We start from the raw sequence: 12,682 nt of genomic DNA on the forward strand, positions 1-12,682 counted from the left end.
CGGGGGCGTGGTCGGCCGAACACCCGCCGACACCGCTCGCGAACAGACAGATAATTCACCCCTGGCGGCACATTCGGGTGTATGACCGATTACTTCGAGGTTCACAGGCGAGACGGGGCCGCTCGCCTGGGCGAACTCCGCCTCTCGGACCCGCTTCGGACGCCCGCGCTCGTCGACGGCAGCGTCGACGACGCCGGGAGCCTCTGGACGAGCGAGCGCGAGGTGCCCAAAGGCTACCGGGAGATCCTGACGGTCCTCCCGCACCGGGCGTTCCCGGCCGGCACCGACGAGCGCGTACAGGAGACGTTCGCAGTCGACTACCCCGACGTCGACTACCCGAGCGCGGCAGTCGTGACCGCGGAGACGGCCGGCGACTACGGCGCTGACGCGTATATCCTCTCGGACGCGCAGGGCTTCGTCGGCCACGCCTCGGCGTTCCGCGAGGAGATCATCGCCGCGCGCGAGGCGTTGCCGACCGACACGGCGCTGTATCTCTCCGGCGTCGCGACCCCCCGCAACGCGGCCACACTCGTCTACGCCGGCGTCGACCTGCTGGACGCGAAACGGGCGCGGGTGCGCGGCCTCCAGGGGTTCTATCTCACCGCCGAGGGCGAGTACTTCCTCGAAGACCTCGACGAACTGCCGTGCTCGTGTCCGGCCTGTCGGGGCAAGCGCGTCGATATCGACCCCGAATCCGAGCCGGACAACCCCGCGGTGTTCGACCGCGAGGACTGCGCCGACCACAACGAGTATGCGCTCGAATCCCAGCTCGCGACCGTCCGCCGGCGGATCCGCGACGGTCGGCTCCGCGACTACGTCGAGGGGCAGGCGCGTCACGACCAGTGGCTCACGGCCGCGTTCCGCGAGTTCGACCAGCAGTACGGGTACCTCGAGGAGCGGACGCCGGTCGTCCGCGACAGCGAACTCGCCGCCGCTACCGAGGATACGCTCCGCCGCGTCGAGATCCAGCGCTTCGCCGATCGGGTGACGAGTCGCTACCGAAACCGCTTTTCGAACCCGCTCGTTCTCGTCCCGTGCTCGGCGACGAAGCCCTACAGCGAGTCGCAGAGCCACGCGCAGTTCCACGACGCCGTCCAGTACCGCGGCCATATGGTCTCGATGACGTCGCCGATCGGCGTCGTCCCGATGGAGTTAGAGCTCACCTACCCCGCCCAGCACTACGATTCGGTCGTGACGGGCCGGTGGTCCGAAGACGAGAAGTCCTTCGTCGCGAACGTGCTCCGGCGCTACCTCGAACGGAACGAGTATCCGCGCGTGATCGCGCACGTCCCCGACGAGGGCTACCGCGACATCTGCGAGCGCGTCGCGGCCAACGTGGACGTCCCGTTCGAGTACACCGTCGACGAACACCCGACGACGACGGAGTCGATCGGGAATCTGATGTCGACGCTGGACGGCGAACTGAAGTACAGCAAGCGCAAGCGCCAGCACAACACGATCAAGGCGCTCGCGGACTACCAGTTCGGGCCCGGAGCGGGCGACGAACTCTTCGCGGACGTGGAGATGCAGACGACGAGTCGGTATCCCAAACTGCAGGTCCGCGACGGGGACACCGACGGCGACGGCGGCGGCGACCAACAGCTCGCGACGATGGTGCCGCAGTACGGCGTCCTGTCGTTCACGCTCGCCGGCGCGCGTGTCTGGGACGAGTCCGACGCCCCGACGAAGCGCGTCGAGATCGACGGCTTCGTCCCGCACGGCAGCGTCCTCGCGCCGGGCGTCGTCGACGCCGACGAGGACATCCGCGTCGGCGACGAGGTCGTCGTCGAGGGACCGAAGGCGTTCGCCGTCGGCCGCGCACAGATGTTCGGCAGCGAGATGGTAGAGTCGACGCGCGGCGAGGCGGTGCAGGTGCGGCACGTCGAAGAAGTGTGACGCACGCAGCAGTGCCGTAGGTGCTGTGTACCACGACTGACCGTATTCTATCGGAGGGGTCGACCCCGAACAACCGATCCCGCGACCATACGTGACCGAGCGAGTAACGACTGCCAAACGCGACGAGAGGGTAGTTGCGGATGAATTATCAGTAAAGTACAAAGTTTAAGTAGCAATTAGCATCAATATAACGTGATGTCAAAGCAACAAGAGGGAGTTGGTCACCCCCTCGAGGAGCTCCCGGACGAACGGGCTGTCGATTGGACGATCGTCCGGTCGCTTCTCACGGCGAACGAAGCGACGTCGCGGGCGCTCGAGTCGCATCTGCTGCAAGCGTACTACGACGAATCGAAGGGGGCCAAGACGGAGTCAACGGAACAGTACGTCGAACGAGCGATCGCTAGACACGAACGGATCGTCGAAGATCTGCGGCTCGCGCGCGATCTCCTCGACGAGCGATAGGGGGCTGATACTCGCAGTAGTATCCGGTTACTGCATTTTTCTCCGCAAAATACCGCCGTTGTACCGCTGCCACATAGTTGATTATTTGTTCTTGGACGTGAAGTCCGGGGTATGAAACTCGCAGTCCCCACCGACTTCGACATCCTAGAGGCGCTCTCCGACGGGCGTCGGAACACGGCTGTGAACCTCTCGCATATTCTGAACAAGAACCGATCGTACATCAACACGCGACTCCCCGTGCTCGCGGACTACAAGCTCGTCGAGCGCGTCGGGCCGGCACCGAACAGCGGACTCTACGAGATCACCGAGAAGGGGCGTGTCGTCGTCGAACAGCGTGACCAGTATCGCACGGAGGGCGTCGACTTCGACGAACTCGTCGCCGAGGAACTGAAAGCCCGGACCGAGGGATCGGGCGATGTCGGTGGCGCCGACGACACAGCCGGCGCGTAGCGCCTGCCGGCCGAGAGCCGGGCGTACCCACCCTGTCTTCTATAGTATCGTTCCCGCGTCTCGAATCGTCGCACGGCGTTCGTCTGACGGCCACCCAAGCACCGACTCACGAAGAGAGAAATACTATATACTGACAGTATATACAAATTGTATCGATGCCGGTGGACAGCGCCGGCGGGTCGTACACAAATGGGACTGGAACTGGTGGAGCCGACGGATTTCGAGATTCTGGCGTATCTGGCCGAGAAGGGCCGGAACAACGCCGTCAACGTCGCGGTTGCGCTGGATCGTGACCGCGGGTATATGAACACACGCCTGGGCACGCTCGCGGACTACGGTTGCGTGCGGCGCGTCGGACCGGCCGAGAACAGCGGGCTCTACGAGATCACCGGGAGGGGCGAGGCCGCGCTGGAGCACCGCGACGCACGGCACGACCCCGACACCAACTTCGAGTCGCTCATCGAGGCGAGTGTGGCCGGCGAGAGTGCTGGGACGGACCCAGGCGACGCTGAGACAGATGCGGACGGCGCTGCAGAGTAAGAGACGACCGGCGAGTCGTCCGGATAGCGAAGCGTCGCGTCGCTCACTCGTCGTCGGCGCGGAGAATGTCGTCGAGCACGTAGAGACCGAACGGGACGGTTCCACAGACGACCGCAAAGAGCGCGACTTCGAGTCCCGCTTCGCCAAATTTGTCGATGTAGATGGTGAGGTTGCCCTCAAACACGTATGCGATGAGGACGACCGTACCTACAAGCAGCGTAGAGAAGCCACCGAGGATGGCCGTATACCACGCGATGAACCGCCGGAAACGGTCGTGTGTCGCGAATTCGAAAGGTCGAGAGAGCATTGTCGAGCGGCCGTATCCTCACAACGAGGGCTGCATACTTCGTTAGGATCCAGTATCCGCGGTAAGACCCGCATAGGGGGTCGAGAGACCCTGCATAACGCCCCCGAAAGATCGACCCCGAACAACCGATCCCGCGACGGCGACTTTTTCACCCCGGCAGCCCTCGATGCGGATATGACAGACGACGCGTCGGAGACCGACCGCGAACTCTCGCTCGGCGTCCCACAGCAGATCCTCGAATCGCTCCCGGAGGATGGCGCGAACGCCGCCGCCGATATGAAAGAGGCGGTGGGCGGACTACAGCGAAATCTCGACGAGGCCATCGAGTCCGCCGACTCGGAGTCGGAAGCCGCCAGTTACGCCGTCGACGCGATCGAGCACCTCGAAGGCCGAATGGAGACCTACGACGAGTTCATCCCCGAACTCCGCGCGTGGGGGCAGTCCCCGATCTACGCGATCGCGTGGCGGAACCTCTATGCGGAACTGATCGCACAGCTCTACGAACACGAGTGGCTCGCGGCCCACATCGACCGCGAGCGCAACTATCGGCTCGTCGAAGACGGGATCCGATTCGGCGACCGATAAGTCGAGGCACGGTCGTGTCCGTCACCGGGTGCGGCAATCGGTCGCACAGGCGCGCACCTTTTTTGCCTGCTGCGCCCCAGACACGGGTATGACGTTTCAACTGCGGTTCTTCGCCAACTTCCGCGAAGCGGTCGGGACGAAGACGATCACCCGCGAATACGACGCTGAGACGGTCGGAGACGTCCTCGTCGCGCTCGAATCCGAATTCGAGGGGTTGGCCGGCCAGATCATCGAAGACGGACAGGTCCGACCGCAGGTGAACGTCCTCCTGAACGGTCGCGACGTCGAACACGAAGCGGGGACCGACACGCCGATCGAACCGGACGACACGCTGAGCATCTTCCCGCCGGTCGCCGGCGGCGCGTTCGGGGGGCCGTCGTGAGCACAGATCGAGTGACCCGCGAGAAGTCGTTTCGGGGTATCTCGGTCCGACTGGCCCGTCACTACCTCGAAAAGCTCGGCGGGACGATCGTCGACGACGAGCACGTCGAGGGCGCGGAGTGGACCGTCTCACTCTCCGCGGAGAAAGTCGCCGTCGGCCCGACGCTCGAACTCACGGAGGTGACGGTGGTCTTCGAGGGCGACCCGGACGTGCTCGATTCGCTCATCGAACGGTTCGCACAGAAAGCGATGCGGGCCGGTGGGTGAGATGGCTGCAGACGACCGGCCCGACGACGCCGACCGTGTGCCGGTCCCGCTCGACGGCGACGTGCTCCAGTACACCGGCGCGACCGCGAGCATCGCCCCGGAGCGGCTCGGCTCGCTCCTCCGGGAGGTGCAGGCCCACCTCGAATCGAAGCGCGACGACTATCGACGCGCCTACGAGTGTCCCGTCACCGACGAGGAACGCGACGTCTACCTCGTCCCGAGCGGCTACTGGGACGACCTCGGGGCAGACATCGGCCTCTCGGAGTCAGAGATCGACGCGGTCAGCAGAGCGCACTGCCAGCAACTCCGCCGCCTCGGAACGAAGACCGGCCGGCGCGAGGAGTTCGAGACGGCGCTAGAAATCAGAGATGCGGTCGTCGTCAGTCGGGCATAAAGAGGGCTGTTCTCGTACTGTCGGACAGCAGTTCGTGAATTATAGTAGCGTTTGCAACTGAGTACACAGCCAATCGCACGACTGCGTGCGATTCGGTGCGTGGAGACGTACAAACGCTACTATATGTTGGCTCCCACGGGGTGCCGATGATGCTCACAGAGTTCTGTCCGACAGTGTCAGGACTCGTGTCCGGGCTCTTCAGCGGGGCCGTAGCGCTCTTCGACGGCCCGGAAGTACCGCGAGAGGAACGTCGCGTTGGGCTGTCCTGCTTCGCCGTCGGTCTCGCTGCCCCGCTCCGCGTCCGTCCGTTCGAGTTCGAGCAACAACGCTTCGAGTTCGTCCCGCGGTTGGTGACAGAGGTCGCGATAGCACTCCTTACAGAGGTGTTCGAACGTCTTTCCGTGTCTCTCCCAGCGGTTTCCGTGCTTGTCGTACTCGCGCGCCTCCGAGCGCGGGAGTGAGGTCCCGCATGCGATACAGACGACCGTCGATCCATCCCGGTTGGTCCGGGAGCGCCACATAAAACTCACCACGCACCACCCGCACTTAGCGTTTTTCCGCGGGCGGGAGACGGGACATCGACGCCGCCACGACACCGCACCGACGCCGCTACGATGTTGTACCGGTCCGCAGGGTCTCGCCGGGCCGGCGGGGCCCGTGTCGCGTGATTTATCGGCTGGCGCGCCGTGTCCTCGGATATGCAGATCAAATCCCGCCACCACCTCCGCGCGGACGAGATCGAGGAGCTGGAAACCGGCATCGAGGCGAAGACGGGCGTCGCTCTCGACGGCGACACCTACGAGATGGTCGAACTCGCGGACGAACCGTTCGACGTCGTCCTCGTCGACGGCGAAACCGACGTCGTCCAGTTCGAGGACGAGGCATTTCTGACCGTGCAGGGAGCGAACCGACACGGGCCCACGAAGGGCGTCGTCACCGTCGATGCGGGCGCCATCTCGTTCGTCAGCGACGGTGCGGACGTGATGCGTCCCGGCATCGTCGAAGCCGACGACGACGTGACGGAGGGCGATCTCGTCACCATCGCCGAGGAGACCCACGGAAAGGTCCTCGCGATCGGTCGCGCGCTCGTCGACGGCGAGGAGATGACCGGCGACTCGGGGAAGGTCGTCGCGTCGATCCACCACGTCGGCGACGACCTCTTCGAGTTCGTCGTCTGAGAGGGAGTATCGTACGTCTCCATATAGGGATTATCGTAAGTCGTCATAGATTTCTCGCCGGACGGGACGGCGAGACTCTCCGAACAGGTACGATCATCCCTATGACCGCTCGACCGTCGTCCTCACGATCGTCCCCGTGTGATTTCTCATCCGGGCGCGACACCGCGTCACCTCCCGCAATCATCACTCGTCTGACGTTCGTCTGACGTAAGAACTAACGTCGTTCTTTCGTTTGTAGGTGGTATGGGCATTATGAGCAAGATCATCAGCGGGGGCGGACAGCACACGACCGACGAGTACCTCGATCTCGACATCGAGGGCGTAGAATCTTCCCGTGGGGCCGCGGAGATGAACGTCCGGATCGCGACGATTAGCAGCCAGCAGGACGTCGTCGCCATCAAAGACGCTGTCTACGACGGTGATCTCGTCATCGCGGACATCACGCGACACACGACCACCGACAGCACGATGGAGCACATCATCGACGACCTCCGACAGGTCGCAGACGAGGTCGACGGCGACATCGCACAGAAGGGCGACGACCAGATCATCATCGCACCCACGGGCGTCGCCGTCGCGCGCGAAAAGCTGAACTGACGACAACCACGGGGCAACCGTCGGGTCGTATCACCGCTGCTGTACGCTGACTGCTGCCTTTTGACTGGCCGTCGATCGCTGTTGCATCCGCTTGGGCGGACGCTGTTCTGATAGGGATTATCGTAAGTCCGCATAGATTCTCGCCGGACGGTACGGCGAGAATCTCCGAATAGTTACGATAATCCCTCTGAGAGCCATTTCGACGCCGGCGTGACCGCCGGAACCGACGAACTTTCCTCTCCGCTCTCCATATCGGGCCGTAGATGAGCAAGGACTTCATCGAGGTTCGAGGTGCCGAAGAACACAACCTCAAGGACCTCGACGTCCGGATTCCGCGCGAGACGTTCACCGTCGTCACCGGGCTCTCGGGGTCGGGGAAATCGTCGCTCGCCTTCGAGACGGTCTACGCCGAAGGGCAGCGCCGGTACATCGAGTCGCTGTCGGCGTACGCTCGTAACTTCCTCGGGCAGATGGACAAACCGCAGGTCGAAGCCGTCGAGGGGCTCTCGCCCGCGATCTCCATCGACCAGAAGAACGCAGCCAACAACCCCCGCTCGACGGTGGGCACGGTAACCGAACTCCACGACTACCTCCGACTGCTCTACGCCCGCGTCGGGACGCAGTACGACCCCGTGACGGGCGAGGAGGTCGGCGAGCAGTCCGCCCAGGAGATGGTGAACCAACTACTCGAACTGCCCGCGGGCACGCGGGCGAAGATCGCCGCGCCCGTCGCCCGCGACCAGAAGGGTGCCTTCGAGGATCTCTTCGAGGACCTCGTCAGCGAGGGGTACGCCCGCGTCGAGGTCGACGGCGAGTCCTACGACCTGACGCTCGATCAGCCGGAGTTAGACAAGAACTACGACCACACGATCGACGTGATCGTCGACCGGGTGAAGATCCGCCCCGAGGATCGCTCCCGGATCGCCGACTCCGTCGAGACCGCGCTCGAAGAGGCCGACGGCGTGCTGAAGGTGATCGTCCCCGACCCACCCGAAGACGTCCCATTCGCCTCGAACACGCGGTCGACGGGGGCGCTCGCCGGCGAGGGTGACGACCGCCTCGTCGTCGAGTTCTCCGAGGAACTGGGCAACCCCAACTCGGACTTCCAGTTCTCCGAGATCGAGACGCGCTCGTTCTCGTTCAACAGCCCGCACGGGGCCTGTCCCGAGTGTGAGGGCCTCGGTCAGACCAAGGAGGTCGACGAGGACCTCGTCGTCCGCGACCGCTCGAAACCGATCAAGCACGTCTTCGAGGCGTGGTCGTACAACCGCTCGTACTACCGGACCCGGCTGGATTCGGTCGCCGAGCACTTCGGCGTGAGCGTCGACACGCCCTTCGAGGAACTCGATCCGGAGATTCAGCGGCAGTTCCTCTACGGCACCGACGAGGAGGTCGTCTTCCAGCGACAGACGAGGAACGGCACGCGCCGGAAGACGAAGCGCTTCGAGGGCGTCATTCCGAACCTCGAACGCCGCCACGTCGAGACCGACTCCGAGTCGACGCGCGAGCACATCGAGGACTACATGGCCGTCACTACCTGCCCCGCCTGCGAGGGGACGCGGCTGAAAGAACAGTCCCGGCACGTCTACGTCGCCGGTACTTCGATCACCGAAGTCAACCGGATGAGCATCGGCGACGCGCTCGACCACTTCGAAGGGCTCGAAGCGGAACTCACGGCGCGCGAGCGGACGATCGCCGAGGAGATCCTCAAAGAGATCCGCGCCCGCCTCGGGTTTATGGAGGAAGTCGGCCTCGAATACCTCACGCTGGACCGCGAGGCGTCGACCCTTTCTGGAGGGGAGAGCCAGCGCATCCGCCTCGCGACGCAGGTCGGCTCCGGACTCGTCGGCGTCCTCTACGTCCTCGACGAGCCCTCGATCGGACTCCACCAGCGCGACAACGACCGCCTACTGGATACGCTCGAGGGACTGCGCGACCTCGGGAACACCCTCCTCGTGGTCGAGCACGACGAGGAGACGATGCGTCGCGCCGACAACGTCATCGATATGGGTCCCGGCCCGGGCAAGCGCGGCGGCGAGGTCGTCGTCCAGGGCGACTTCGACGACATCGTCGCGGCCGAGGACTCGGTCACCGGCGACTACCTCGCTGGTCGGAAAGAGATCCCAGTGCCCGAGGAGCGCCGCGACTCCGGCGCGGAGTTGCTGATCCGCGGCGCGCGCCAGCACAACCTGAAGGACCTCGACGTGTCGCTCCCGATCGGCCAGTTCACTGCGATCACTGGCGTCTCCGGGTCGGGGAAGTCGACGCTGATGCACGAGATCCTCTATAAGGGTCTGGCCCGCGAGATGAACGACAACACGTCCGTCGATCCGGGCGACCACGACGCGATCGAGGGGCTCGACGAGATCGAGACGGTGCGGCTCATCGACCAGTCGCCGATCGGCCGCACGCCGAGATCGAATCCCGCGACGTACACCGGCGTCTTCGACTACGTTCGAGAGCTGTTCGCCGAGACGAAGCTCTCGAAGCAGCGCGGCTACGAGAAGGGTCGCTTCTCGTTCAACGTCAAGGGCGGGCGGTGTGAGGCCTGCGGCGGGCAGGGGACGGTGAAGATCGAGATGAACTTCCTCTCGGACGTCTACGTGCCCTGCGAGGAGTGTGACGGCGCGCGCTACAACGACGAGACGCTCGACGTCACGTATAAAGGCAAGACGATCGCGGACGTCCTCGATATGGAGGTCTCGGAGGCGCTGGAGTTCTTCGAGGCCAACTCACAGCTCCGGCGTCGCCTCCAGTTGCTCGAAGACGTCGGTCTCGGCTATATGACCCTTGGGCAGCCCTCGACGACGCTCTCGGGCGGGGAGGCCCAGCGCGTCAAACTCGCCGAGGAACTCGGGAAAAAGCAGACCGGCGAGACGCTGTACCTGCTCGACGAGCCGACGACCGGCCTCCACAAGGAGGACGAACGGAAGTTGATCGAGGTCCTCCAGCGGCTCACCGACAACGGCAACACCGTCGTCGTCGTCGAGCACGAACTCGATCTGGTGAAGAACGCCGACAACATCGTCGACCTCGGTCCCGAGGGCGGCGAGAACGGCGGCCAGGTCGTCGCGACGGGCACGCCGGAAGACGTCGCGCGCACGGAGGCGTCCCACACCGGTCGCTACCTCCGCGACCTCCTGCCCGACGTCGACGTCGACGGCCCGCGCGCGGACCGCCGCAAGCCCGCCAAGCCGGGCGACGACGACTGAGAGGGAGTATCGTAAGTCTGCATAGATGTCTCGCCGGACGGTACGGCGAGAATCTCTGAACAGTTACGATAATCCCTATGAGAGGCTCGCCGAAGCCGTGTCTCCCGCGCCGGGCGTGGTTCCCCTCGTCGGCGAGGCCAAGTGACTGGGTCGCATACACAGGGTATGGTCACCTGCTACGCCGCCTCCCGCGAGGGCGTCCTCGTCGTTACCGCCGCGGAGACCAGTACCGAAGGCGGTGCCGACACTGAGCCGTTCCGCGGTCCGTCCGCCGAGCACACGCTCGACGGCCATCGGGTCGAATGCCTGGACGCCGCGATCGACGCCCCAGAGCGCGTCTTCTGTGGGACGTTCGACGCCGGGCTGTTCCGCTCGGTCGACGCCGGGCAGACGTGGGACCGTGTCGGCAGCGACGTACTCCCGAAGTCGGTGACGAGCGTGACCGTCTCGCCGCACGATCCCGCCGTGGTCTACGCCGGCACCGAGCCCAGCGGCGTGTACCGCACGAGAGACGGCGGCGACACGTGGACGGAACTGTCGGGGCTGACCGATCTGCCGTCGGCGCCGCAGTGGTCGTTCCCGCCGCGTCCCGACACGCATCACGTCCGCTGGATCGAAGTCGACCCCGCGGACCCCGAGCACCTCTACGTCGCCGTCGAGGCCGGCGCGCTGATCCAGACCCACGACGGGGGCGAGACCTGGGAGGAACGCGCGCCGTCGACTCGCCGCGACACGCACACGATGGCGATCCACCCCGACGAACCCGGCCGCGTGCGCGTCGCGGCGGGCGACGGCTACGCCGAGAGCGACGACGGCGGCGAGACGTGGCAGTTCCCACAGGACGGACTGAAACACCGCTACTGCTGGAGCGTCGCGATCGACCCCGGCGAACCGGGGCGCGTCCTCCTCTCGGCGGCCGCGGGGGCGCGCCGGGCACACACCCCGGAGTCGGCGGCGTCGTATCTGTACCGACGGCAGGACGCGGAAGCAGAGCGGGGGTCGACGAGATGGGACCGCCTCGACGACGTCGGCGTGCCGACCGGGACCGGCGTTCTCCGGGCGACGCTCGCGCCCGGCGTCGCGGACGGTGAACTGTTCGCGCTCACCGACCGCGGCCTGTACCGAACTCAGGACGGCGGCGAATCCTTCACGCGCGTCGACGTCGCGTGGCCCGAGGCGTTCCGGGAGACGACGACGCGTGGGCTCGCAGTCGTCACGAGCGGGGGGTAAGCGGGCGTCACGAGTAGAGCGGAAGCGCGCGTCGCCAGGGACGGTCGCGTCCACCGGGAAGGTATTTGCCGCCGCGTCCGCTACGGGAGCGTGATGTACGATTTCGCGGTCGTCGGCGTCGGCCCGGCCGGCGCGCGCTTCGCCCGGCGCGCGGCGGCAGGGGGCTACGACGTCGTCGCCTTCGAGCAGGGGACCGTCGGGACGCCGCTTGCCTGTTCGGGCCACGTCAGCACCGACATCTGGGCGTACGTCCCCGACGACGCGAAGCAGAAACTCCTCCAGAATCGCGTCTACGGCGCGCGCTTCCACGTCGGCGGCCCCGGCTCCTCGTCGTATCCGTTCTACAAGCGCGAGGAGATCTCGAACGTCATCGATCGCGTCGAACTCGACCGGGCGCTCGCAGACTGCGCTCGCGACGCGGGCGCGGACGTTCGCGAACACCACACCGTCGTCGACGTCGACGAGCGTCACGACGCCGTCGAACTCACCGTCTCGAACGCCGACGGCACCGAGACCGTGGAGGCGAAAATGGTCGCCGGCTGCGACGGCCCGACTTCGCGCGTCCGGCGGCAGGTCGGCCTACCTGAACCGGGCGAACTGCTGCACGGCGTGCTCGCGTTCGATCCCGACCCCGACGACGGCGACTTCGTCGACGTCCACCTCACCGCACCCCGGTTCTTCGCCTGGCGTATCCCGCGCGGCGACGCGGGCGTCGAGTACGGTCTCGCTGCACCGCCGGGCGAATCGGTGAACGACCTCTTCGACCGCCTGACCGACGCCTACGACGTCGAGACCGAACACTTCTGCTCGGGCGCGATTCCGATCGGCCCGCCCGAGCGAGTACACAGTCGTCGCGTCTTTTTGCTCGGGGACGCCGCCGCACAGACCAAGCCGTTCACTGGCGGCGGCATCCTCTACGGGATGACCGCGGCTGACTGCGCCGCCGACGCCGTAGACCCCGACGATCCGGCGACGCTCCAAGACTACGAGTCCGCGTGGCGCTCGGAGCTCTCCCGGGAGATCGCGTTTGGCCACTGGCTCCGCCGCGCGTACTCGCTCCCGGAGCCGGTGCAGCGGCTCGGCCTCCGTGCGCTCTCCGGTGAGATCGGCGTCCATATGGACCGCCCGACGTCGTTCTTCTCGCGGGAACACCTCGGGAAGCTACTCGGTCGGTAGCCGGCGA

At 65.6% G+C, this 12,682-nt stretch carries 15 protein-coding genes; 13 read left to right on the plus strand and 2 right to left on the minus strand.

Annotated elements, in window-relative coordinates; translation table 11 throughout:
• Positions 1–81 precede the first annotated feature (81 nt).
• The 4 genes from arcS to D3D02_RS03325 all read left to right on the plus strand — a co-directional run bounded on the left by arcS (position 82) and on the right by D3D02_RS03325 (position 3,348).
• Entirely contained in the window at positions 82–1,896 is a 1,815-nt protein-coding gene (gene arcS, locus D3D02_RS03310) for an archaeosine synthase subunit alpha (protein WP_121568562.1), read from the plus strand.
• 195 nt (positions 1,897–2,091) lie between these two features.
• Complete coding sequence (locus tag D3D02_RS03315; protein WP_394337705.1) at positions 2,092–2,358, plus strand: hypothetical protein; 267 nt, start codon at positions 2,092–2,094, stop codon at positions 2,356–2,358.
• Between the two features lie 111 nt (positions 2,359–2,469).
• Positions 2,470–2,808, plus strand: coding sequence for a winged helix-turn-helix transcriptional regulator (locus tag D3D02_RS03320; RefSeq protein WP_121568564.1), 339 nt, complete (start codon positions 2,470–2,472; stop codon positions 2,806–2,808).
• A 189-nt stretch (positions 2,809–2,997) separates the two neighbouring features.
• Positions 2,998–3,348 carry an ArsR family transcriptional regulator gene (locus D3D02_RS03325; protein ID WP_394337706.1) on the plus strand — a complete coding sequence of 117 codons (351 nt, stop codon included), beginning with the start codon at positions 2,998–3,000 and terminating at the stop codon, positions 3,346–3,348.
• Positions 3,349–3,391: 43 nt separating this feature from the next.
• Here D3D02_RS03325 and D3D02_RS03330 read toward each other — a convergent pair whose 3' ends face one another.
• On the minus strand, positions 3,392–3,655 hold the full coding sequence (locus D3D02_RS03330) for a hypothetical protein (protein WP_121568565.1): 264 nt from the start codon (positions 3,653–3,655) through the stop codon (positions 3,392–3,394).
• Positions 3,656–3,829: 174 nt separating this feature from the next.
• On the opposite strand from D3D02_RS03330, the gene D3D02_RS03335 reads away from it, so the two are divergent.
• The 4 genes from D3D02_RS03335 to D3D02_RS03350 all read left to right on the plus strand — a co-directional run bounded on the left by D3D02_RS03335 (position 3,830) and on the right by D3D02_RS03350 (position 5,282).
• Positions 3,830–4,240 carry a hypothetical protein gene (locus tag D3D02_RS03335; RefSeq protein ID WP_121568566.1) on the plus strand — a complete coding sequence of 137 codons (411 nt, stop codon included), beginning with the start codon at positions 3,830–3,832 and terminating at the stop codon, positions 4,238–4,240.
• Positions 4,241–4,328: 88 nt separating this feature from the next.
• Positions 4,329–4,622: a ubiquitin-like small modifier protein 1 gene (locus D3D02_RS03340; RefSeq protein ID WP_121568567.1), complete on the plus strand. Its 294-nt coding sequence runs from the start codon at positions 4,329–4,331 to the stop codon at positions 4,620–4,622.
• Positions 4,619–4,888, plus strand: a complete 270-nt coding sequence (locus D3D02_RS03345; protein WP_233560573.1) for a hypothetical protein — start codon at positions 4,619–4,621, stop codon at positions 4,886–4,888. Before D3D02_RS03340 ends, D3D02_RS03345 begins: the two co-directional genes overlap by 4 nt.
• A gap of 1 nt (position 4,889) precedes the next feature.
• A complete protein-coding gene (locus D3D02_RS03350; RefSeq protein ID WP_121568569.1) occupies positions 4,890–5,282 on the plus strand; it encodes a hypothetical protein in 393 nt (130 codons plus the stop codon).
• Positions 5,283–5,458: 176 nt separating this feature from the next.
• Here the strand turns inward: D3D02_RS03350 and D3D02_RS03355 are convergent, their stop codons facing one another.
• A complete protein-coding gene (locus tag D3D02_RS03355; protein ID WP_121568570.1) occupies positions 5,459–5,803 on the minus strand; it encodes a hypothetical protein in 345 nt (114 codons plus the stop codon).
• A 177-nt stretch (positions 5,804–5,980) separates the two neighbouring features.
• Here D3D02_RS03355 and D3D02_RS03360 point away from each other — a divergent pair, with 177 nt between their 5' ends.
• The 5 genes from D3D02_RS03360 (at position 5,981) to D3D02_RS03380 (ending at position 12,675) form a co-directional block, all read left to right on the plus strand.
• Positions 5,981–6,460: an RNA-binding protein gene (locus D3D02_RS03360; protein ID WP_121568571.1), complete on the plus strand. Its 480-nt coding sequence runs from the start codon at positions 5,981–5,983 to the stop codon at positions 6,458–6,460.
• A 243-nt stretch (positions 6,461–6,703) separates the two neighbouring features.
• Complete coding sequence (sepF, locus tag D3D02_RS03365) at positions 6,704–7,057, plus strand: cell division protein SepF (RefSeq protein WP_121568572.1); 354 nt, start codon at positions 6,704–6,706, stop codon at positions 7,055–7,057.
• A gap of 263 nt (positions 7,058–7,320) precedes the next feature.
• Positions 7,321–10,269 carry an excinuclease ABC subunit UvrA gene (gene uvrA, locus D3D02_RS03370; protein WP_121568573.1) on the plus strand — a complete coding sequence of 983 codons (2,949 nt, stop codon included), beginning with the start codon at positions 7,321–7,323 and terminating at the stop codon, positions 10,267–10,269.
• 165 nt (positions 10,270–10,434) lie between these two features.
• The gene (locus D3D02_RS03375; RefSeq protein WP_121568574.1) at positions 10,435–11,499 is read left to right on the plus strand and encodes a hypothetical protein; all 1,065 of its coding nucleotides are present in this window, start codon (positions 10,435–10,437) and stop codon (positions 11,497–11,499) included.
• Between the two features lie 93 nt (positions 11,500–11,592).
• Positions 11,593–12,675: a geranylgeranyl reductase family protein gene (locus D3D02_RS03380; protein ID WP_121568575.1), complete on the plus strand. Its 1,083-nt coding sequence runs from the start codon at positions 11,593–11,595 to the stop codon at positions 12,673–12,675.
• Positions 12,676–12,682 lie beyond the last annotated feature (7 nt).

The organism is Halobellus sp. Atlit-38R (assembly GCF_003665925.1).
Lineage (GTDB): Archaea > Halobacteriota > Halobacteria > Halobacteriales > Haloferacaceae > Haloquadratum > Haloquadratum inordinatus.